Source organism: Nocardia sp. NPDC051990 (assembly GCF_040680755.1).
Taxonomy (GTDB): Bacteria; Actinomycetota; Actinomycetes; order Mycobacteriales; family Mycobacteriaceae; genus Nocardia.
The window spans coordinates 28,763-50,342 of record NZ_JBFAXH010000025.1 but is presented as its reverse complement, the minus strand read 5'-3'; the positions used below and the strand labels follow the sequence as shown (position 1 = coordinate 50,342).

Below are 21,580 nucleotides of genomic sequence, written 5' to 3'. Positions count from 1 at the left end.
CCAGATATGACCGCCCGGCAATACCGTTGGCAACAACGTGATCCACGAGCAAGGCAGCCACACATGACATCGGTGAGATCCGAGCACACCACCGCCGAGGACGTCGAACCGACCGATGCGGTCGAGCACCTGCGACACGACTTTCCCGCCGTTTCGGCCGAAGCGCTGTCTGCCGCGGTCACCGGTGCAGAGCGAGAGCTGAACGGTGTGCCGCCCGAATGGCTGGCCGAACTCGCCGAACGATTGGCGTGGTGGCGGATCAGCACGGCCAACGGGGCCGCACATTCATGGACTCCGGATTTGTCCGCTAACGGCTCGGCGAGGTGATCGGCGTAGCGCGACCGGACCACGGCGGCGCACTATCCGGCCGGGTGGGTCAGTCTCGACCAGCCGACCGGGCTTGGTCGAGTAGCAGGCGGCGCTCGGCGGCGGCGACGGCTCGGCGGGCCATGCGGACCGCGTCGGGGGTGACCGAGATCGAGGTAATTCCCAGGCGGACGAGGTGTTCGGCGAATTCTGGGTGGTTGGATGGCGCCTGACCGCACAGCGATGAGGTGATGCCGAGGCGGCGGGCGGTGGTGACGATGCGGGCGATGGCGTCCAGGACGGCTGGGTCGGATTCGTCGAAGAGTTCGGCGCATTCTTCGGAGTCCCGGTCCACGCCCAGCATGAGCTGGGTGAGGTCGTTGCTGCCGATGGAGACGCCGTCGATGCCGAGGCCGACGTATTCGGGGAGCCAGTGCATGACGGAGGGAACCTCGGCCATGACCCAGCGGTGCAGGCCGCGCTGGCGACCGAGCGGACTCGTGTCGACGAGTTCGAGACACGCCTCCAGTTCCCAACGGGTGCGGACGAAGGGGATCATCAAGTGCAGGTTGGGGGTGCGCTCCCGAACCCGGGCCAGCGCGGCCAGTTCCAGTGCGAACATTTCCGGTTCGCGGATGTAACGGTAGGCGCCGCGGTAGCCGATCATCGGATTGTGTTCCACCGGTTCGTATCTGGCGCCACCGGTGAGGGCGCGGAATTCATTGGTGCGGAAGTCGGTGGCGCGGTAGATGACCGGGCGCGGCTGGAATGCCGCGGTGATGCGGTGCAGCGATTCGGCCATGCGGTCGACGAAGAGGTGTTCCTCGCCGCGGGCGATCAGATCGCGGGGGTGGCGCCCGCCGAGCGCCTGGGTCAGCAGAGTTTCCGCGCGCAGTAGGCCCACACCGTCGACGTCGGTGGCGGCGACGCGTTCGGCCGCTTCAGGCAGTCCGAGGTTGACATAGATCCGGGTTGCCGTGGCTTCGGTGCCAGCGGTCGCCGCGGCGGGCGCGGTGGTTGTCGGGCTCGATTTCGGTTGTCCGGCACGGACTTCGCCCGCCGAACCGTCCACGGTGACCACGGTACCGTCGATGAGTGTGGTGGTCGCGGTGCGCGTGCCGACCACGCATGGTACACCGAGTTCGCGGGCGACGATGGCGGCGTGACAGGTCATTCCGCCGCTGTCGGTGACCACCGCCGCCGCGCGAGTGAGGGTGGGCAGCCAGTCCGGGTTGGTCATCGGCGCGACGAGCACCTCGCCGTCGCGCAACGATTGCCCCTGTGTGGGCGAGGAAAGATTGCGCACGGCCCCGGTCGCGCTGCCGGGTGCGGCGGCAAGCCCGCGCACCAGCAGCTGCGCGGGCATCGGGCCAGCGACGCGCTGTTGGGCCGGACCGTTGGGCAGCGTCGTGATCGGACGGGCCTGTACCAGCCAGAGATCGTTATCGTCGAAGGCCCATTCGACATCCTGAGGCTTGCCGCCGTGGTGCTCCTGTACGGCCAGCGCGAGGCGGGCAACGGCCAACGCCTGCACTTCGTCCAGTACCGGTCCGTCGGCTTCGGAACCGGTCAATTCCACCCGGCGATCTCCGTTGGGTCCCGCAACGATCGCGAAGCTCTGATGGCCGACGCGGGTTTCGAGTAGGGTCGGGCCGGCCGCGTCGAACAGGTAGGTATCGGGTTCGGTCGCACCGGAGACGACTACCTCGCCCTGACCGCGGGCGGCGTCGACCACGATCCGGTCCCTGCGTCCGGTCGCGGGGTCGGCGGTGAATGTCACGCCGGATCGCCGTGCGGTCACCATGCGCTGCACCACGACTGCCATGACCGGACGCTGACGCATGTCGCGCCGCGCCCGATAGGTCACCACCCGTGGCGTGAACAGGGAAGCCCAGCAGTCGATGAGCGCGGCGAGTAGTTGCGCGTCGCCGCGCACATTGGTGCGGGAGATGTTCATGCCCGCGAACGAAGAGGTGGCGCTGTCCTCGCCGACGGCGGAGGAGCGCACGGCGACGGGAACCTGCTCGCCGAGTGCGTGATACGCGGTCAGGATGGTGTCGCGAATGCCGCCGTCCAGGACGGCCTTGTGTACGAGTTCGCGCATGCGGCGGCACAATTCGGCCACCCGCGGGGTGTCGGCGCTCGCCGCGAGTGCCGCACTGTGCAGGCGATCCAGCTCAGCGCCGTCGGGACCGTCCGAGATCACTTGCTCATAGCAGGCCCGCAGGATCACGAAACCCGGCGGCACCGGCAGCTTCGCCGCCACCAGCTCGCCCAGGTTCGCCCCCTTGCCACCGGCCCGAGCCGTATCGTCGAGCCGCAGCTCATCGAATCCGGCCACATAGTCGCCCATCTCGGCTCCCGTCACTTTCGGTGTCTCGAAATGTCTTTGTTCTCACCGTCGTCCGGTCCAGCAGCGACAGTCACGGTCGAAGGTCCCGGCGTTGGACCCGCGGTCCGGACGGCGATCGGGCTCGGCTCCGGTTACGGGACGACGGTGTTCGACTGTGCCGCGGGCAGACCGAGTGATCGCGCGATGCTCGTGGACCAGGCGCGGATGGCGGCCCAGTCGCGCAGATCGCCGTAGCGGCCGCCACCCATCATGCGATACAGGATTCTGGCTTTCAGCGAGACGCCGACGTGTTCGTAGTGTCCGGAGAATGCCTGGTAGCCCCGCGGCGATATCGAGTCGCGCAGCGCGGCGATCTTCTTCGGCACGATCCGGCCGATCCGGCTTCCGATGGGCCCGCCGAGCGCGGGGCCCAGGCCGACGCTGAAAAGCCAGACGTTCTTGTTCCGCAATGCCTCGCGGTGCGTTCGCACGAAGGTGACCGCCGCGGGCAGGAAGTCCATATCGTGGATCGCGCTACCGAGCACGACGGTGTCGAAGCGGGACAGCTCTGGTGCGTGCTCGGCGTCACTCAGTTCCACTTCGGCGCCCTGATCCTTCAGTTCGGCGGCGATGAACTCCGCGATATCGCGGGTCGATCCCTTTTCGGTCGCGTATACGACCGCGATGCGAGGTGCCTTCGATTCCATACCCTCAGCGTCGCGCAGGAGCCGGACCGGCGGTGAGAGCCGTGATGCCCGTTGGTCGGGGACCAACGTCCCCATTCCCATTCGGCCTCGGTGGTGGCCGATGTGGATGTGGCGGCCGGACCGGCAGGCCGAGTGCGCTGCGCTGGCAAGCCCGCGTCAGATCGGTGGCGGTCACGATTCCGATGAGTCGGCCGAGTGCGTCGACCACCGCGATGGCGTCGAGGTCCGGCGCAGTACGGCGCGGGAAGCGACGACGCTGAGCGGTTCGTTCTCATGTGCGCGGCCGCGATGGTGCCGCGCAACATGTCAGCGTGCCTGCGAGGCAGTGTGCACCGGTCCCTCGGTGAGCAGAATCCGGTGTGCCTCCTGGGCCGCGGCGGCCGTTCGGTTCGCATTCGAGGCGTCGATGGGCAGCCGCTCGAGACCGTGGGCGAGTGCGGCGACCGCATCGCCGAGCGCGCGAACCCGATTCTCCAAGGCGGTGAACCGATCGATCGGCGGATCCTCGCCGGGGGAAAGCTGCGCCGATCGGTCGTCCGCGACGGGTGTTCGCCCGCCGCACAGCACCCCGTAGAGGTGCATCGGCAGCACCGCGAACACTCGGTTCAGCTGACCCGGGGCGAACAGATCCGACAGCGCGGCGGTGACGGCGCCCGCGACCGGTCCGACCTCGTCCGGATCGATGTCGGCCGCCCTGGCGAACTGGGTGACGAATTCGGAACGGCCATGGCGCACCGGCACATGGCTCGGCACCCAGCCCTCGTAGTAGACGCCGCGCAGGATCTCCGGCAGTTGCGCGCTGAGATGAGCGGAACCGGTAACGCTGATCCGGTCGCGGATGGTGTGCATCCAGGCCCGCAACACCCGATAGGCGAAGGCGCGGTCGTCGGTGTCGAGCCCGTCCGCGACGGCATGCACCCATGCCCGTGCGGTGTGCACGGCGGATGCGAAAGGATCATCGGAATGTGACATGGTGTGCTCCTCGGTGTTCACCTGGTGCGAATCGGGATCGCCTACCGCCTAGCCTGCGATGCGGGCGAGCCGGGTCCAAGGGGCGAAAGTTGCCGCGATGTGGGGCGATGGTCACGGTATCGGCCCCCCGAATGGCCCCAGCATCGTCGCGTGCCACGACCAGAGTCGAAAGTCCCTTCGGCCGAGGACTTTCCGCCGACGGCGCTGTCGGCGCCCGCTTTCTGAACACCATCGCCGAACTGCTGCAGTACCCGGACCAGCTGTGACCTATCGAGAGGTTGTGAACGACATGCCCGACACCCTGTCTCGCGCTGATGCGGATTCCGTTGTGCGGGCCGCACTGACCGGCTTCGCAACGACCGCCGAACTGGCGGCGCTCTCCGACACCGAACCGCTGCGCGGCACCCTTGATCTGGACTCCCTCGACTTCCTGACCTTCGTCGAAAAGCTCACGAAGGCAACGGGAGTGCGGATAGACGAGGACGACTACGCACATCTGGCCACAATCGGATCGTGTGTCGAATTCCTCACCGCGGCGCAGTAAGGATGCGCAGGGCTGCCCGCCCGGCGCCCTCGGCGGCACCTCCGCGCGCGGCTGTGGGCCGCTATTGCCGGATCGACCAGCGCGTATGCACGTCGGCCAGCAATTCCTCGACGGTAGTCGCATCGAATACCTCGGTACCAGGCAGCAGTACCGTCGCCGCGGCCGCCGCGACCCCGTACGCACAGGCACGGACACAGGTTGATACCACCGCCCCCGCCTCGGACCGAGCACAGCCGGGCCCGGTTCTTGCCCTCGTCATACAGCTGTTCCACCTCCAGACAGATGTCTACGGTCGGATTCAGCGTGACGGTCAGAATCGCTGACGTGGAGCGGTCTGGATTGCCGGAAGCCATATCCCTCGAGGTCCGCCGATGTCGCGGCGGGATAAAGGGCAATTAGGCGTTTCGACTGTCGACCTTTGTCTCTCACCCACAGCGGTACGCGCGCGCGAGGATTATCGAGTGGCAGTGCCACACTGTCCCATCCGCGGGTACCGGCTGCCACCATCGATCTGTCGAGGTTAACCATGACCGAGTTGCGTCCGTTGGATTCGGGATTCATGGAGTTGGAGGACACCGACAGGCATATCAGCCTGGGCATCGGCGCGGTGGCGATCGTTGCGGGCCAGCCGCCGACGCGCGAAGAGTTCAGCGCGGGAGTCGCCGCAGGGCTCGAACGTAACGCCCGCCTCCGGCAGCGGGTGCGCAGGGCGCCACTCGACCTGACTGCGCCGGTATGGGAAGACGACCCGAATTTCGATCTGGCGCACCACATTCGGTGGACCGCGCTGCCTGAGCCCGCCGACGAGTCGGCGCTGCGCGAACTGATCGCTACGGAACTGGAGGAACGGCTCGACCGAGATCATCCGCTGTGGCAATGCGTGGTCGTCGAGCGCTTGGCCGGCGATCGCTGGGCGATGATCGTCAAGGCCCATCACAGTATGGTCGACGGCATTTCGGGGATCACACTGTTCGAGGGTCTGTGCGACCGGCCAGGGGAAGACCACAGCGTGCGGGGCCCTCGTGCGGAGGATCGTTCAGGTAGTGGCCTATCGGGTCTGGTGGCGAAGGGGATCCGGCTGCCGCTGGTGGCGCCGCGGTTCGCGGTCTCGGTGGTGCGTGGTCTGGTGCCGGTGGTGTACGCGGCCATCGCACCGACTGCCGCGACCTCGTTGAACGGCCCGATCGGACGGCAACGACGCTATGTGGTCGCCCGCGCTTCGCTACCGGAAATCCGGGAGATCGGCGCGGCTTTCGATGCGACGGTCAACGATGTAGCACTCGCGGCCATCGCCTCGGCTTACCGAGCCGTATTGCACAAGCGCGGCGAGGAGCCCACACCGGACAAGCTCCGCATTCTGGTGCCGATATCCGTGCGCCCGTCGGACGCGAAATATGTCATGGACAACAGGGTTTCGGCCATGCTCCCGTACCTGCCCATCGACATCGAGGATCCGGTGCGTCGACTCGCGGCGGTGCACGACCGGATCTCCGAGCATCGTGCGAAAGGGGAGGCCGAGGCCGAGAAGTCGATGCTGTCGATGGCCGAATGGCTGCCTTTCGCCGTCGTCGCCTGGGCAATCCGGCTGGCCGGACACTTCCCGCAGCACAGCGTCGCCGCTCTCGCCACCAATGTCCCCGGACCACGCCGACCACTGACCGTGCACGGTCGTGAAGTACTGGAAATCCTGCCCTGCATTCCCATCGCCATGCGCTTACGCACCACGATCGCGATCCTCAGCTACCACGACCAGCTCGTCTTCGGCATCACCGGCGACTACGACACCACCCCCGACATCGACCTGATCGCCGAAGGTATCGAACAGGGAATCGCCGAACTGCTGGCCGCGTCCCGCGTCCCACACATCCCATGAGAAGGTGCCGCGAGACCGTTCCGTCCGCTACTGCCGCTTTTGCGGACAAAATGTGGCTGCGATGACCATTACCGCAATGAGTACGGCGCCGGTCAGCCAGTCCATGACAACTCCTTCGAACGCGCGGGATCCGATTCGTCCGTCGTCGAGCCGTGCGGTCATGTAGGGGAATTCGGACCTGCGAAGGTGCCTTTCGGCCTCTCTTGCACGGCCCTCATCGGATGCGACAGTCGAAGCACCGCAAGCGATCAGGAGTGCTGACATGAGTTCTTCGGACACCCCCGACTATCCCATCCACCTGCGCGGTGACCCGGACTGATGCTTCGGCAGGCGTTGCTGGGATACGTGATCGGCGCACTGGTGGCGGCAGGGCTGGTCGCGCGACCGTTCAGCACGACCGCCGCGGATCTGCTCTGGCTGGCGGCGACCGTGATCGCATTGCTGCCGGCGTTGTGGTGGGTCGTGGTCGACCTTCGCAAAGGGCGGTACGGCGCTGATCTGCTCGCCGTGGTCGCACTGATAGGTGCAGCCGCGGTCGGTGCGTACTTCGCGGGTGCACTGATCGCATTGATGGTGGCCACCGGCCGGGTACTGGAGGCCTACGCCGGGCGACGGGCGGGGCGAGATCTGTCCGAGCTGTTGCGGCGGGCCCCGGTTCGTGCGCATCTGCGGCGGGCGAAGGGAATCGAGACGGTTGCGGCCGCCACGGTAGAGCCCGGCGATGTGGTCGTGGTATTGCCGGGGGAGACCGTCCCGGTCGACGGTGTGCTGAGCACCGAGGGGGTGTTCGACGAGTCGACGTTGACCGGTGAGCCGGTGCCCGTCGTCCGCAAGGTGGGCACGGATGTGCGCAGCGGGGTGACGAATGCCGGTGCCGCTGTGGATATTCGGGCCGCCGCCACGGCAGAACAGAGCACTTATGCCGGAATCGTGACGCTGGCCGGCCAGGCGGCCGCGGCCGCGGCGCCGGTCGCGCGATTGGCCGATCGGGTCGCGGTGTGGTTCCTGCCCATCGCACTGGTCCTCGCGGGCATCGCGTGGGTGGTCACTGGGGACCCGGTCCGTGCGGTCGCCGTGATCGTCACCGCGACACCGTGTCCGCTACTGCTCGCGGTGCCGGTGGCGGTCACCGCGGGGATGTCGCGGACGGCACGGGCGGGAGTGGTCGTCAAGGACGGTGCTGCTCTGGAAACGCTCGGGCGCGCACGGTGTCTCGCGATGGACAAGACGGGAACCGTGACCGTCGGCCACCCAGAGGTAATAGATATCGTCACCGCTCCGGGCGTGTCCGAGGAGGTGACACTGCGTCGTGCGGCTGCGGTCGAACAATATTCGCCGCATGTGCTCGCCAAGGCCGTACTCGGCGCTACGGCGGCACGAGGACTGAAACCTGCTGTGGCCGTGGATATTTCCGAAGAACCCGGGCAGGGGGCAACGGGTACGGTCGAGGGCGATCGGGTGCGGGTCGGCAGGCTGCCCGCGGCTGCACACCCTGCACCATGGGTCGATGCCGCGTCCCGACGCGCGCATTTGGATCTGGCCGGCATCATCTGGGTTTCGGTGAACGATGCCCCGGTCGCGGCGCTGCTGGTGCGTGACCGTATCCGGGTCGACGCGGCACGGACTATGCGCCGACTACGGGGAGCCGGCCTGCACAGGTTGCTCCTGCTCACTGGGGACCGGGTCGACAACGCGACCGAGGTCGCCCGCATGCTGGGCCTCACCGAGGTCGTCGCCGACGCCGATCCCGCCGATAAGATCGCGGCGATCCGCGCCGAACAGCACGACCGCGTCACGGTGATGGTGGGTGACGGTGTCAACGACGCACCGGCCTTGGCCGCGGCGGATGTCGGTGTCGCGCTCGGCTCACGCGGGTCTACCGCCGCGGTACAGGCCGCCGACGCGGTGATCGTGGACGACCGCATCGACCGGCTGGCCGATGCCGTGGACATCGCCCAGCGAACGCATCGGCTGGCCGTGCAGAGTGCGCTCACGGGCATGTCGCTGTCGCTGGTAGCGATGATCGCGGCGGCGTTCGGATTCTTGGTGCCCGCCGCCGGAGCGCTCGTACAGGAGGGGATCGACGTAGCGGTGATCCTGAACGCGCTGCGGGTGTTGCGCATCGGTCGTGGTCGGCGCAGCGCCGCAATCGACCCGCTGGTGGCGCGCTTCGCACGCGAACACGAACGGCTGCATGCCGCCCGTTCCTCGGTGCGCGATGCCGCCGACGCCTTATCGCACGGGCCGGTACCCGATGCCGACGCCGCACTGCACAGGGCCCTGGATGTGCTCACCGCCGATGTTCTGCCGCATGAGCACGCCGAGGAGACACAGCTGTATCCGGCCCTGGCGAACTATTTGCGCGACCCGGAGGCGATGGTGACCATGAGCCGCGAGCACACCGAAATCGAGCGGCTGGTCGAGCGGATCCGCCGCCATCTCGCCGAGTCGCCCGGCGGCATCCGCGCCGACCAGATCGATGACCTGCGCGCCACCCTGTACGGCTTGGACGCGATCCTCACGCTGCACTTCGCGCAAGAGGACGAGGCATTGTTCACATTGGCGCGCAATCCGGGTGAGCACGATTCGGGTGTCGCTCGCTAGCATCGCGCTTCGGCTCGGGACTATGACGGGTGGACCACGACGACCGGGCAATGCGCCTGCTGCACAAGCCAATTGCTCGTCGAACCGAGCACCGGTCCCCGGAGACCGGCGCCCGCGGCCGACGACGACGATCACCTGAGCCGACTTCGACCAGACCAACAGGTGCCGGCGTGGCCCGGTGGCGAAGATTTCGACTCTATCCACAGCGGCGCTGCGCCGATGGCCTGAGCCGAATCCGAGCGTGAAAGCCAGGCCATCAGGGCGGCGGGGACCAATGTCCACGGCGGGAGGGCCGCCCGACTCTGTCCAGGCCGAAGTCCGCGCGAGCACAGTTGACGGAACCGGTTTCGGACCCTGCCGCGACCGGAAGGTCGCGCAAGGTGGTTTCGTCGATGATCGAGCTGGACGGGCTGACCAAGTCCTACGGCCGCAAGCAGGCGCTCGCGGAGGTGACATTGCGTGTCCCCGTCGGAGTCGTCTTCGGCTACGTGGGCCCCAACGGTGCGGGCAAGACGACGACGATCCGTATCCTGGTGGGGCTCATGCGCCCCACCAGTGGTTCAGCGCGGGTGTGCGGTGCGGACACGGTCCGGGAGCGGGAGGCAGCGCAGCGCCATATCGGTTACCTCCCAGGACAATTCGTCGCCTATCCCGATATGACGGCGGAGCACTATCTGACGTATCTGGCCAATTTGCGTGGCGGCGTCGATCTCACCGTCCGTGACGCACTGATCAAACGGCTGGATCTGGATCCCACCATCCGGATCGATGCGATGTCACATGGCAATCGCCAGAAGGTCGGTATCGTGCAAGCTTTCATGTCCGAACCCGATCTGCTCGTGCTGGACGAGCCGACGACCGGACTGGATCCGCTGGTGCAGCGCGAATTTCTCACCATGATCCGGGAGGCGCGCGACGCGGGACGGACGGTTTTCCTTTCCTCACACATCCTTTCGGAGGTACAGGCCGTCGCCGATACGGTCGGGCTGTTGCGGCAGGGTCGCTTGATCGAGGTGCGATCGGTCGCCGACCTCACCGGCCGGGCGCCACACCAGATCGATCTGCGATTCGCGGGCGAACCGCCCAACACCGACGCGTTGCGCCGGATCGCGGGCGTGCGGGAGGTCCGGCGCGATGCCACCACCGTGCATATCGAACTGTCGGGATCGACCGCGGAACTGCTGAAAGCCGTCGCACCGTACGACGTCGTCGACATCATCAGCCGCGAACCCGATCTGGAAGACATCTTCCTCTCCTACTACGGACAGGCGTGAGGCGATGCTGCGCAATGTATTTCTGAAGAGCCTGCACGATCAGCGCCGCGGACTGCTGGGGTGGGGTATCGGCATCGTCGCCGTCGTGCTGCTGGAATCGGCACTGTGGCCGTCGATCTCGAATATGGCGGGTCTGGGTGAGTTCCTGAACAGCTTTCCGGAGCCGCTGGTCAGGCTGTTCAATATGGATCAATTCATCACGGGCACCGGATTTCTCAACGCGGAACTCTTCAGCATGCTGCTACCGATCCTTTTCCTCGTATTCGCGATCGGCCGGGGTGCCCGAGCGGTCGCGGGTGAGGAAGAAAGCGGTGTACTGGAGGTGCTGCTGATCACCCGGCTCTCACCGATACGCCTCACCCTGGAAAAGGCCGCCGTGCTGGCCACCGCCGTGATCGCCCTCGCCGTGGTGTTGTTCGGAGCGATCGTGGCGGGTTCGGCGATATTCGGTCTCGGCATCTCGATCGCGGCTGCCGCGGCCGGTGCGCTGGCCATGGCGCTGATCGGTATCGAATTCGGTTGGCTGGCACTGGCTCTCGGCGCGGCCACCGGTCGTAGGATCGTTGCGCTCGGTGGTGCGACGGTCTTCGCTGTCGCCGCCTATGTCCTTTATGTCGCGAGCAAGATCGTCGATAGTGTGCGCCCGTGGGGCCCGTTGTCACCGTTCCATCAGGCGATCGAGGGCGGACCGCTCGGGGCGGGACTCCCTGTGGCGTACATATGGCTGGTGGTGGCCGGTGCGGCGGCCGTACTCGCGGCGCTGCCGGTGTTCGATAGGCGTGATATCGCGGGTGTCTGAGCGCCGAGCCGAATCGGTCATCGTGGACCCGAGTAGGCTGCTGGGTGTCAAGTGACGATCTCGGGAGGCGGGTGCCCGGTGATGAGGTCGGAGCGATTCTCGTGGACGCGCCTGCTGCGCGCGGACGGGTCACCGGCGGTGATCTGCATCCGTCTGGCGGTCGGGTTGGTGTTCCTGAGCGAAGGAATACAGAAGTTTCTGTACCCGGACAAGCTGGGTCCGGGCCGGTTCGACAAGATCGGGATACCGGCGGCGACGTTCTTCGCCGACCTCGATGGCGTGGTCGAAATCGCCTGCGGCGCATTGGTTGTCGTCGGCCTGCTGACCCGGCTGGCGGCGGTCCCGCTGCTGATCGATATCAGCCTGGCGATCGTGCTGACCAAATCGAGAGAGCTGCGGCCCGGCGGTTTCCAAGGCGTGCAAGGCTTCTGGGGCATGGCCCACGACGCACGCACCGACTTCGCCATGCTGCTCGGCCTGATCTTCCTGCTCTGGGCCGGGCCCGGCCGCTGGTCACTCGACGCCAGGCTCACCAATAACGCTCACGCCGTACGCAACACTGCCTCGAACCCGTAGCTGCTTGCGGCAGTGTCGCAGCGAGCTGCCCCGGGCTGATCAGCGGCGACATCGATGTCCATCTCCTGGTAGCCAGCCAACATCACCACGTCCTTGTGCAGCCCGGCGACGGGGGCGAGGGCTCGAACTCCTTCAACGTCAGAAATAGTTCCTGGTCGTAGGCGCCTGGATTCTGCTTCGGCTCGATATACACCGGGCCGACCAAGCCGCTGTACTGGCCCAGACTCGAATCCCCGCCGGCGACCAGATGGGTGTGATAGCACCGCAGCCCCGACGACCCCGGCGTGAACGACAACCGCCGCACCGTGCGCAGGGATATAGGGTGTGCCTTCCTCGGCGGACCCGTCCACCTCCGCTGGCAACGTCTGGTCGTGCCGGTGCAGCTGCTCAGGGGTATCGGTGTCGTTGTGGACATCGACCACCATCGGCTTGCCCTCGGTGAACCGCAGCAATGGGCCCGGGAACCGTTGTAGACCCTTGTTGACACGACCCGACCCGGCGCCAACTCCACCGCGCCCTGCCCGATCCGCAATGTGTAATCCGCCCCCGCAGGCGAGGAGGACCGGCCACACCCCGACACGACCCCCGCCACCATCGCCGCGCCACCCAATTCTAGGAGCTCCCGCCGGCCCAACCCGCATCACAGCCACCTTCCGAGATAGCAGTGTCCGATGCGGATCATTATCTGCGTCAATGGCTTTTACACTGATTATCTTGACTTCAAACTTTTCGAGGAAAAACGGACATCGGTCGGGCCGCGATTTCGAATTGGACCGACGCCCACCAGTGCGCCTCGCCGAACCGCAAGTGTTCTCCGACGTCGGAGTCGGGGTCGAAGGTCCCTTGTGGGCGAACATGGAGCAACCGACGATGGTTGTGTATCACGAAGTGTCCGAAGCGCTCGTTTATCACGCTTCTTTCTCCCGCACCTTTTCTGGTGCGCAGTTCGAACGAGAAGGAATAATCACATGCTTACCAAAATCGCCGGCTCCCTCGCCGCAACCGCAACGATTCTGTCCCTGGGCGTCATCGGGGCTACCACCGCAACCGCCAGCCCGGCTTCGCCCGTTGAAGGATCTATTGGACTGTGCTTCGCCCTCCCATTCCCAGGATCGGCCAGCTTGGTCTGGTGCCTCTGAATCAGCCGCGCCCGACTGAGGATATTCGGCTCTGTTCATCCCCTCTAGCGCGACGATGCCACCGAACCGCACCATCGCACCCAACGCGTTATCCATTGTCGCAGTGGAGGTTTCGCCAGAGGACGCCAAGTGAACCGGCGGAGAAGGCCGAGGTGTACCGGCACGGCACGTGGCCCGGATTCTTGCCGACGTGGCCGGCCGCAGCCGCACCGTGCTGGAGGGAATGGCCGATCGGCGCGGCGATAGCAGTGGGCATGACTTGCGATCGGGCACGGCAGCTCGCGCGCCCCGAGCAGAAGGTTGAATGGGGTAGTCGCCAAGCGCGCGGCCGGGAATGATCCTCGGATCATTGAACGAATCTGATCAGACCATCAGCCGCCGTCATGCCGAGCTGATCGGCGAGGAGCTCGGTGGCATCCATGAGATCCCGGAAGGGGTGGTGGAGCCGACTTTCGCGGGAGGGCGAGTGACTACGCGCGGTCGCGAGTGCTCGATGCGCTCGCCAAACCGTTACCGCCCTTTCAAGGCGACCGGTATGGACGCTATCGTCTACCGCGGTGATCCGCCGGGAATCCGCTTCGCCGACCAGCCGCGAAGGATGCGCTCCGACCCGCACGCGGCAACGCCTCTGACCACTGATCCCATGTCTGCCCCGCCGCTGTCCGAGGCGCAGGCAGCCGACCTGCTCTGTCGTGACGGCCTGGTCTTGGCCTCGATTCCCCAATTCTTCCGTGCGGTGACGGGTGTGTTTCGAGAAGGGGGAGTACGGATGCCTGAGTGTCAGGCGCGTCCGTGGCGACGTTCGTAGTCGAGACGTGCTGCTTCGGAGCGTCGGCGGGAATCGGCGTCGGCCAGTGCGGGGTCGAGGCCGTGCTTGATCAGGCGGCTGCGTCGGTAGACATACATCAGGGCCACGGTGAAGTAGATCAGTGGCAGATACAGCAGCGCCATCATTGCCACGCCCATCCATTTCGGGCCCGGGATCAGCAGGAAAAGCATGAGCGGCGGGATGACCGGGATGAGGAAGCGCATCAGGTAACGCCGTGCCGCACCGGGCCCGGTCAGGTCTTTGCGCACCCATTCCGACATCGACGCGGGCAGGGTGCGGCCGAAGATGTAGCCGATCCGCTGGGGCCAGGTCGGTGTGGTGCGTTCGCTCATCGGGCCAGTATCCCTCATGAGGTGTGCTGTTTGCTAAAGTGCGCAATCATGAGATCGGTCATTGGTGCCGATGCCACACAGGGCGGGAGGTTGGTTCGGGGGTGCCGGAACCGAGTTCGCCCCTCTCATAGATGAAGGCCGACTTCCTCGAGACGTGCCGAAACCCGCGTGGTGGTGGGCATTGTCACAGTCCCGTCGTAGGCCAGCTGATTGCATGATTTCTAAACTAGATACGTAGCAAGTTCGAAGGAGAGCAGCTGTGACCGATATCAGCGCATCCCCCATGTCCGTGCAGGACCCGACCGATTATCCCGGCATCACCGAGTGGGTGCGCGAGGTTGCCGAGCTGACCGCACCGGAGCGTGTCGTCTGGTGTGACGGCTCGCGGGCTGAGTGGGACCGGTTGACAGGGGAGTTGGTGGCCAAGGGCACCTTCGTGCCGCTGACCGGAAAGCCGAATTCGTTCTGGTGCGTATCGGATCCCGACGATGTGGCGCGGGTGGAGGACCGCACGTTCATCTGCTCCGAGAACCAGAACGACGCGGGCCCGACGAACAACTGGGTCGACCCGGTCGATATGCGCACGGTGATGACCGAGCACTACCGCAGCGCGATGGCGGGCCGGACGATGTATGTGATCGCGTACTGCATGGGTCCTTTGGATGCCGCCGAGCCGAAATACGGTGTGCAGATCACCGATTCGGAGTACGTCGCGGTCTCGATGCAGATCATGACCCGCTCCGGCGCGGCGGTGTGGGAAAAGCTCACCGATGGTGTCGAATTCGTGAAATGCCTGCACTCGGTCGGTGCGCCCTTGGCGGCAGGGGAGACCGATGTGGCGTGGCCGTGCGATAAGACCAAGTACATCGCGCATTTCCCGGAATCGCGCACCATCTGGAGTTACGGCTCGGGCTACGGCGGCAACGCCCTGCTGGGCAAGAAGTGCTTCGCGCTGCGGATCGCTTCGGTACTCGGCCGCGACGAGGGGTGGCTGGCCGAGCACATGCTGATCCTGAAACTTACTTCCCCGCAAGGCAAGACGCATTACATCGCGGCCGCGTTTCCGTCCTCGTGCGGCAAAACGAATCTCGCCATGCTCGAACCGGCGCTGCCCGGTTGGCAGGCCGAGACCATCGGCGATGACATCGCGTGGATGCGTTTCGGCGCTGACGGGCGGTTGTACGCGGTCAATCCCGAGGCCGGGTTCTTCGGAGTCGCACCCGGTACCGGGGCGAAGACCAACCCGAACGCGATCGCCACCATCGATATCGGTAATTCGATCTTCACCAATACCGCGCGCACCGACAGCGGCGACGTGTGGTGGGAAGGCTTGACCGACCAGCCGCCCGCACACCTGACCGACTGGCACGGCCGAGACTGGACACCGGAATCGGGAACCCCTGCCGCGCACCCGAATTCGCGCTACTGCACCCCGATCGAGCAGTGCCCGTCGGTGGCCCCGGAATGGAACGACCCGACCGGTGTGCCGATTTCGGCGATCTTCTTCGGCGGCCGTCGTGCGTCGACGATCCCGCTGGTCACCGAATCGTTCGACTGGCAGCACGGGGTGTTCACCGCGTCGGTGCTGTCGTCGGAAACCACGGCCGCGGCCGCGGGCAAGGTCGGTGTCGTGCGCCGCGATCCTATGGCGATGCTGCCGTTCCTCGGTTACCACGTCGGGGACTACTTCGCGCACTGGCTGTCCATCGGCGCTGGCGCGGATGCCGCGAAACTGCCGAAGATCTTCCAGGTCAACTGGTTCCGCCGCGACGCGGACGGCACATTCCTGTGGCCGGGATTCGGCGACAACGCCCGTGTGCTGAAGTGGGCGCTGGAGCGGATCGAGGGCACCGCGCCTGCGGAATGGACCCCGATCGGTCATGTGCCATCCGCCGATGCGCTCGACCTGTCCGGGCTCGACGAGGACGCCCGCGACCTGGTCGAGGCCGCCCTTGCGGTCGACATCGACGAATGGGTGGCCGAGACGCGCTCGATCGATGAGTGGTACGCCACCATCGGCGGCAACCGGCTGCCGGAGGAACTGCGCGAGCAGCAGGCCGCGCTGAAACTGCGCTTGCTCGACGCGCGCCGAGCATGAGGGCGCTACTTCCCACCTGGCCGGAATGGAAGCCCGCGGTTCGCGCGCCCGGCGCGGACCTGCTGGCCGGTCTGATCGTCGCCTTGGTGGCGTTGCCGCTAGCGCTCGGATTCGGGATCAGCTCCGGGCTGGGCGCGGCAGCGGGCCTGGCGACGGCGGTGATCGCGGGCGCGCTGGCTGCGGTGTTCGGCGGCTCCCGGTTCCAGGTGTCGGGACCGACCGGTGCGATGACGGTTGTGCTCGTGCCGATCGTGCACGAGCACGGCGCGAGCGGTGTGCTGACAGTCGGGCTGATGGCCGGGATCTTGCTCGTCGTGCTCGCTGTCGCGGGCGTCGGGCGCGCGGTGCGGTACATGCCCGCCCCGGTGATCGAGGGATTCACCGCAGGCATCGCGGTCGTGATCGCGCTGCAACAGTTCCCGGCGGCACTGGGGATCGCCGACGCCGAGGGTGACAAGGTGTGGCAATCGGCCCTCGACGCCGTGCGCAGGTTCGCAGTGGAACCGAGTCTGGCGACCCCGGCAACCGCGCTCGTGGTGGCCATCGTCATCCTAATCGGTGGCCGATATCTGCCCAAGCTGCCGTTTGCGTTGGTCGCGGTCGCCATAGCGACGGTGATCACCGGCGTATTCGATCTGGACCTGTCGTCGATCGGGTCCATCCCGTCCGGATTGCCCGCGCCGTCGCTGGGCTTCGTGCACTTGAACCAACTCGGATCGCTGCTTGCGCCCGCGCTGGCGGTGGCGGCACTGGCCGCGCTCGAATCGCTGCTGTCGGCGACCGCCGCGGACTCCATGTGCGTCGGCACCCGGCACAACCCGGACCGCGAACTGTTCGGCCAAGGCCTGGCCAACATCGCCGCACCGCTGTTCGGCGGCGTCCCGGCTACCGGCGCGATCGCCCGCACCGCTGTCAACGTCCGCTCCGGCGGCCGCACCCGCCTGGCCGCGCTCACCCACGCGGTGATCCTCGCGGGGATCGTCTACTTCGGCACGTCACTGGTCGCCGAGATTCCCTTGGCGGCGCTCGCGGGCGTGCTGCTGGCGACAACCGTGCGGATGGTGGAAACCGCATCGCTGACCGCGATCGCGCGGGCCTCGCGCGGCGACGCGATCATCATGGTCGTGACCTTCCTGGTCACCGTCGCACTGGACCTCGTCACGGCGGTCGCGGTCGGTGTCGGATTCGCGATCGTGCTCGCGCTGCGGGCGGTGGCCCGCGAGGCCCGCCTGGAACAGGTGCCCCTCGATGACACCGACCACCTCGCCGAGGAATATGACTTACTACACGACCACATCGTCGCCTACCGCATCGAAGGACCCCTGTTCTTCGCCGCCGCACACCGGTTTCTCCTGGAACTGGCCGAGGTCACCGACGTCAAGGTCGTGATCCTGCGCATGTCCAAGATCACCGCCCTCGACACCACCGGCGCACTGGTGCTAAAGGACGCCCTCGGCAAACTCGAGCACCGCCACATCACCGTGCTGCTGTCCGGGCTGCGCCTCGATCACCGCCGCCGCCTCTCGGCCATCGGAGCGCTGCCTGGCGGTGGCGCCGATGCCCTCTTCCCCAACACCCGCGAGGCGATCGATCATGCCCGCCGCTTCGTGCCTGTGAGCCATCCGAAGTTCCTCGCACACCACGCAGCCGCCGGTGCCGACCGCCACGAGCCGACAGCATCCGACGCCGAGAACAGCGAGGCACTCATCCGCTGAGCGCAAGGCATTCGAAGACCGTAGTGTCCCAATGGTTTTCGTCAATCGGATAGTGGTGGTTCCGACACGATGACGCGGCCGATGGAGGGCCGCAACGATCGTTCCGACCTACCGTCGGCCGCCGCCGATACAGCGGTGTGTGTGCGAAGTCCGGGAGTCTCACGGCCGAGTGCCGTTGGCCACGAGTGTCACCTCAATGCTGTCGCGGCTCGGCGGCAAGCTCGTCACCGGACACCGCGTCGATTCGCTCGACGAATTCGGTGGCGCGCGTGCGGTTGTGCGTGGCGTTGAAGTGGGGGCATACCTGGTCGGCCATCAGGGCCAGTTCCACTACTTGCTCGCCCGTGACCAACGGTAGCGATCTGTAGCTCCACACCGAGTTCGAACCGGCCGCCGTCGATCGGATCAGCACCACCGAGGAGTCGATTTCCATGTCGTCACAGATCCGTTCGTACGGCCGCCGGGCGCAGACCCGCACCGCGCATCTGCGCCTGGTGGCCCAGTATCTGAGCTGGCGCGCCGCGGGTGCGATGGAGTTGAAAGAGCTCGACGAGTTCCTGTTGGCGCGGGCGATGGAGCACGATTCCCCGACGCTGCTGTTTCGGTTGGGGTGTGAGTATCTGATCTCGGCGCGGGTGATCCGGCCCAGCCCCGATACTGCGGTTCGCCGCGTTGTGCACGCGCGTGAGCAGGCGCAACGGGAGACCTACGACCGGTTGGCGCATGAGCTGACTCCGCAGCGCTGCGCGGAGTTGGACGGATTGCTGGTCACCGATGCCTCGATCCGGATGTCTCGGTTGCGGTGGCTGTCGACACCTCCGATGGAGGCGTCGGCGGCCGCTGTGCGCAATGAGGTCGAGAAGCTGGGGTTCGTTCGCGGCTTGGGCGCGGACACTCTTGATCTGTCGGTGTTGCCGGCGGAGCGTCGCCGGTTCCTGGCTACTCTCGGTCGCCGTCTGACCGGGCAGGCTTTGGAGCGCCGTGATCCCGAGCGCCGATATCCGATCTTGTTGACGGTGTTGGCGCAGTCGGCCGTTGATGTGCTCGATGAGGTGGTGGCGTTGTTCGATCAGGCGCTGTCGGGGTTCGTGCCGGCCAAGTGGCGCGGCTATCTCGACGAGGCCCGCAAGACCGGCAATACCGTGGCCTATCGGCACTTTTGGGAATTGTGCGTGCTGCTCGGGTTGCGGGACGGGCTGCGCACCGGGGACGTGTTCGTGCCCGGATCGCGCCGCCACGCCGACCCGGCCGCCTACCTGCTCACCCCGGCCCAATGGGAGCCTCATCGGGCCGAATTCTGCCGCTTGGTCGACAAACCGGCCGACCCGGCTGCCGTGTTGGCCGCGCTCACCGCCGAGTGGACAGCGGCGGTCGGTGAGCTGGAGCAGATGCTCGCCGCCGGTGACGGGCCGGTGCGCCTGGACGAGGCTGGTGATCTGGTGATCTCGCCGCTGACTGCCGAGGACATCCCGACCGAGGCCATCGAGTTGAAGACCGAGTTGACCGAGATGCTGCCGTTCGCGCCGATCGTGTCGGTGCTGATCGAGATGGACAAGCGCACCGGATATCTGGATTGTTTCACCCACGCGGGCGGCAAGCAGGCGCGTAGCCCGGAGTTGAAACGCAATCTGATCGCGGTGCTGCTGGCGTATTCGACGAACCTCGGATTGACCAATATGGCTGCGGCATCGGGGATCTCCTACGACATCCTGTCCTGGACCGCGGAGTGGTATGTGCGGGAGGAGACACTGCGCGCGGCGAACCTGGCGATCATCGGCTGCCACCAGAGACTGCCGCTGACCACGGTGTTCGGCACCGGCACCCTGTCGTCCTCGGACGGGCAGCGGTTCCCGACGCGAGGCAAATCGGTCACCGCCCGCGCGGTCAATCACTTCTTCGCCGAGGAGGGCCTGTCGACCTATACCCACGTGACCGATCAGCACACCACCTACGGCACCAAGGTAATCGTCACCACTCGCCGTGAAGCCCACTATGTCCTGGACGAAATCCTCGGTAACGCAACGGATCTGCCGATCACCGAGCATGCGACCGATACTCATGGGGTCACCCTGGTGAACTTCGCGCTGTTCGATTTGCTGGGGATGCAGCTGTCCCCGCGTATCCGGGACCTGGGCAAGATCACCCTGTACCGGCCGGTGCCGCGCGCTGATGCCGAAACGCGGTTCCCGCACGCCGGAGGTCTGCTGACACGGAAGTTGAATCTGGACCTGATCGCCGAGCATTACGACGACCTGTTGCGGCTGGCCGGATCGCTGAAGTTCGGGCACGCCACCGCGTCCCTGCTGGTCGGCAAGCTGTCCGCGTCCGGGCGGCAGAACGCCCTCGCCGCGGCGTTGAAAGAATACGGGGCGATGCGCCGCACCATCTACGCCTGCCGGTACCTGACCGACCCTGACTACCGGCGCAAGATCTCGCGCCAGCTCAACAAGGGCGAATCCATCCACGCCCTCAAACGCGGCCTCATCTACGCCCACGAAGGAGTCATCCGCGCCCGTCACCTGGAAGCCCAGACCGAGCAGGCATGGTGTCTGACCCTGGTCACGAACGCCCTAATAGCCTGGACCACAGAGTATTACGGGCTCGCCGTCGACCAGATGCGCCGTCAGGGCCGCCGCATCGACGCCGACGTGCTGGCCCACGTCTCGCCCGCGCACAGCGAGAACATCAACTTCTTCGGCGCCATCGAGGTCGACATCGACGCCGAACTCGCCGCCCTCGGGCCGACCGGCTACCGACCGCTACGGGTGCGCGACACCCTGTTCTGATCCCGATCCCGGCCGACGAGGTGCGGCGGGGAGAGTATGTGGGTGCACGGGTTCGGGGAGTGCATGGGCATGAGCGAGATCCTGTGCCAGCGTGGTGATCTCGGCGCGCAGGTCGGTGGCGATGGTCTCGGTGCAGGCGAGGGTGATCTGGTGCTGGCGCTGGATGTGTTCGAGCTGGCGCAGGGTGGCCAGGTCGCGGGCGATGTCGTGGAGCAGCGGGTCGATTCGTTCGAGCACCGCGGTGTCGGTGGCGGGCGGGCCGATCGGCGGAGGTGTGCCGGTCATGGTGTGTCGCGGAGCCGGTCGCGTTCGGCGGTGAGCGCGGCATTGGAGTGGCGTAGTGCGGTGTTGGTGTCTTCGAGGTCGAGGATCCGCGCGATCGCGGCGAGGTTGATCCCTTGGCCGGCCAACGCGGCGATGCGCGCCAACCGGGCGAGATCGTCGTCGCTGTAGCGGCGGGTACCTCCCGCACTGCGAGCCGGGGTGACCAGCCCGTGCTGCTCGTACAGGCGCAGCGAATGCGCCCCCATCCCGGCCAGCTCGGCAGCCACCGAGATCCCGTACACCGCTTGCCCCGGGCCGGGCCGGTGATCCCCACCCGGGCCGGACAGGGGGTCGTTTCTATCCAGCATCCTGCTCCTCTTTCTCGACGCCACCAGATTACCTCAGCACGACACTTGCACTCTCCTCGCTA

Annotated in this window: 20 protein-coding genes and 2 pseudogenes; 13 read left to right on the top strand and 9 right to left on the bottom strand. The window is 66.4% G+C overall.

Annotated elements, in window-relative coordinates; translation table 11 throughout:
• The first annotated feature begins 63 nt into the window (after positions 1-63).
• On the top strand, positions 64-327 hold the full coding sequence (locus tag AB0L63_RS30050; protein WP_364507628.1) for a hypothetical protein: 264 nt from the start codon (positions 64-66) through the stop codon (positions 325-327).
• A 49-nt stretch (positions 328-376) separates the two neighbouring features.
• Here AB0L63_RS30050 and ppsA read toward each other — a convergent pair whose 3' ends face one another.
• From ppsA to AB0L63_RS30035, 3 genes are all read right to left on the bottom strand, one after another.
• Complete coding sequence (gene ppsA, locus AB0L63_RS30045; protein ID WP_364507701.1) at positions 377-2,659, bottom strand: phosphoenolpyruvate synthase; 2,283 nt, start codon at positions 2,657-2,659, stop codon at positions 377-379.
• A gap of 131 nt (positions 2,660-2,790) precedes the next feature.
• Positions 2,791-3,345: a flavodoxin domain-containing protein gene (locus tag AB0L63_RS30040; RefSeq protein WP_364507625.1), complete on the bottom strand. Its 555-nt coding sequence runs from the start codon at positions 3,343-3,345 to the stop codon at positions 2,791-2,793.
• A gap of 306 nt (positions 3,346-3,651) precedes the next feature.
• A complete protein-coding gene (locus AB0L63_RS30035) occupies positions 3,652-4,317 on the bottom strand; it encodes a DUF2267 domain-containing protein (protein ID WP_364507622.1) in 666 nt (221 codons plus the stop codon).
• A gap of 131 nt (positions 4,318-4,448) precedes the next feature.
• Between AB0L63_RS30035 and AB0L63_RS30030 the strand changes: the two genes are divergently transcribed.
• Together AB0L63_RS30030 and AB0L63_RS30025 are read left to right on the top strand one after the other, a co-directional pair.
• Positions 4,449-4,583 carry a hypothetical protein gene (locus AB0L63_RS30030; RefSeq protein WP_364507620.1) on the top strand — a complete coding sequence of 45 codons (135 nt, stop codon included), beginning with the start codon at positions 4,449-4,451 and terminating at the stop codon, positions 4,581-4,583.
• 23 nt (positions 4,584-4,606) lie between these two features.
• Positions 4,607-4,861 (top strand): acyl carrier protein, encoded by a 255-nt coding sequence (locus AB0L63_RS30025; RefSeq protein WP_364507618.1) that lies wholly within the window; start codon positions 4,607-4,609, stop codon positions 4,859-4,861.
• Between the two features lie 61 nt (positions 4,862-4,922).
• On the opposite strand, the gene AB0L63_RS30020 is transcribed toward AB0L63_RS30025, so the two are convergent.
• Complete coding sequence (locus tag AB0L63_RS30020; protein ID WP_364507615.1) at positions 4,923-5,069, bottom strand: hypothetical protein; 147 nt, start codon at positions 5,067-5,069, stop codon at positions 4,923-4,925.
• Between the two features lie 318 nt (positions 5,070-5,387).
• On the opposite strand from AB0L63_RS30020, the gene AB0L63_RS30015 reads away from it, so the two are divergent.
• Positions 5,388-6,734 carry a wax ester/triacylglycerol synthase family O-acyltransferase gene (locus AB0L63_RS30015; RefSeq protein ID WP_364507612.1) on the top strand — a complete coding sequence of 449 codons (1,347 nt, stop codon included), beginning with the start codon at positions 5,388-5,390 and terminating at the stop codon, positions 6,732-6,734.
• A gap of 318 nt (positions 6,735-7,052) precedes the next feature.
• The gene (locus AB0L63_RS30010) at positions 7,053-9,338 is read left to right on the top strand and encodes a heavy metal translocating P-type ATPase (protein ID WP_364507609.1); all 2,286 of its coding nucleotides are present in this window, start codon (positions 7,053-7,055) and stop codon (positions 9,336-9,338) included.
• Positions 9,339-9,358: 20 nt separating this feature from the next.
• Here the strand turns inward: AB0L63_RS30010 and AB0L63_RS30005 are convergent.
• Positions 9,359-9,542 (bottom strand): annotated as a pseudogene (locus AB0L63_RS30005) (universal stress protein); the annotation flags it as partial.
• Between the two features lie 188 nt (positions 9,543-9,730).
• Here AB0L63_RS30005 and AB0L63_RS30000 point away from each other — a divergent pair.
• The 5 genes from AB0L63_RS30000 to AB0L63_RS29980 all read left to right on the top strand — a co-directional run bounded on the left by AB0L63_RS30000 (position 9,731) and on the right by AB0L63_RS29980 (position 13,934).
• A complete protein-coding gene (locus tag AB0L63_RS30000) occupies positions 9,731-10,612 on the top strand; it encodes an ABC transporter ATP-binding protein (protein ID WP_364507605.1) in 882 nt (293 codons plus the stop codon).
• Between the two features lie 4 nt (positions 10,613-10,616).
• Positions 10,617-11,411, top strand: coding sequence for a hypothetical protein (locus AB0L63_RS29995; RefSeq protein ID WP_364507603.1), 795 nt, complete (start codon positions 10,617-10,619; stop codon positions 11,409-11,411).
• Between the two features lie 114 nt (positions 11,412-11,525).
• On the top strand, positions 11,526-11,987 hold the full coding sequence (locus tag AB0L63_RS29990) for a DoxX family protein (protein ID WP_364507699.1): 462 nt from the start codon (positions 11,526-11,528) through the stop codon (positions 11,985-11,987).
• A 284-nt stretch (positions 11,988-12,271) separates the two neighbouring features.
• Positions 12,272-12,460, top strand: a complete 189-nt coding sequence (locus AB0L63_RS29985) for a hypothetical protein (RefSeq protein WP_364507601.1) — start codon at positions 12,272-12,274, stop codon at positions 12,458-12,460.
• Between the two features lie 1,015 nt (positions 12,461-13,475).
• Positions 13,476-13,934, top strand: coding sequence for a hypothetical protein (locus AB0L63_RS29980; RefSeq protein ID WP_364507599.1), 459 nt, complete (start codon positions 13,476-13,478; stop codon positions 13,932-13,934).
• Here AB0L63_RS29980 and AB0L63_RS29975 read toward each other — a convergent pair.
• On the bottom strand, positions 13,907-14,287 hold the full coding sequence (locus AB0L63_RS29975; RefSeq protein ID WP_364507596.1) for a DUF5313 family protein: 381 nt from the start codon (positions 14,285-14,287) through the stop codon (positions 13,907-13,909). The two genes, AB0L63_RS29980 and AB0L63_RS29975, sit on opposite strands and share 28 nt — an antisense overlap.
• Before the next feature lie 283 nt (positions 14,288-14,570).
• Here AB0L63_RS29975 and AB0L63_RS29970 point away from each other — a divergent pair, with 283 nt between their 5' ends.
• Both AB0L63_RS29970 and AB0L63_RS29965 read left to right on the top strand, forming a co-directional pair.
• Positions 14,571-16,385 (top strand): phosphoenolpyruvate carboxykinase (GTP), encoded by a 1,815-nt coding sequence (locus AB0L63_RS29970; RefSeq protein ID WP_364507696.1) that lies wholly within the window; start codon positions 14,571-14,573, stop codon positions 16,383-16,385.
• Positions 16,382-18,100 (top strand): SulP family inorganic anion transporter, encoded by a 1,719-nt coding sequence (locus AB0L63_RS29965; RefSeq protein ID WP_364507593.1) that lies wholly within the window; start codon positions 16,382-16,384, stop codon positions 18,098-18,100. The genes AB0L63_RS29970 and AB0L63_RS29965 overlap by 4 nt, the downstream gene beginning before the upstream one ends.
• A 193-nt stretch (positions 18,101-18,293) precedes the next feature.
• Here AB0L63_RS29965 and AB0L63_RS29960 read toward each other — a convergent pair whose 3' ends face one another.
• Positions 18,294-18,533 carry a hypothetical protein gene (locus AB0L63_RS29960; RefSeq protein WP_364507590.1) on the bottom strand — a complete coding sequence of 80 codons (240 nt, stop codon included), beginning with the start codon at positions 18,531-18,533 and terminating at the stop codon, positions 18,294-18,296.
• Between the two features lies 1 nt (position 18,534).
• On the opposite strand from AB0L63_RS29960, the pseudogene AB0L63_RS29955 reads away from it, so the two are divergent.
• Positions 18,535-20,886 (top strand): annotated as a pseudogene (locus tag AB0L63_RS29955) (Tn3 family transposase); the annotation flags it as partial.
• On the opposite strand, the gene AB0L63_RS29950 reads toward AB0L63_RS29955, so the two are convergent.
• Both AB0L63_RS29950 and AB0L63_RS29945 read right to left on the bottom strand, forming a co-directional pair.
• Positions 20,860-21,171: a hypothetical protein gene (locus AB0L63_RS29950; protein ID WP_364507587.1), complete on the bottom strand. Its 312-nt coding sequence runs from the start codon at positions 21,169-21,171 to the stop codon at positions 20,860-20,862. The pseudogene AB0L63_RS29955 and the gene AB0L63_RS29950 sit on opposite strands and share 27 nt — an antisense overlap.
• Complete coding sequence (locus AB0L63_RS29945; protein WP_364507584.1) at positions 21,168-21,518, bottom strand: MerR family transcriptional regulator; 351 nt, start codon at positions 21,516-21,518, stop codon at positions 21,168-21,170. Before AB0L63_RS29945 ends, AB0L63_RS29950 begins: the two co-directional genes overlap by 4 nt.
• Positions 21,519-21,580 lie beyond the last annotated feature (62 nt).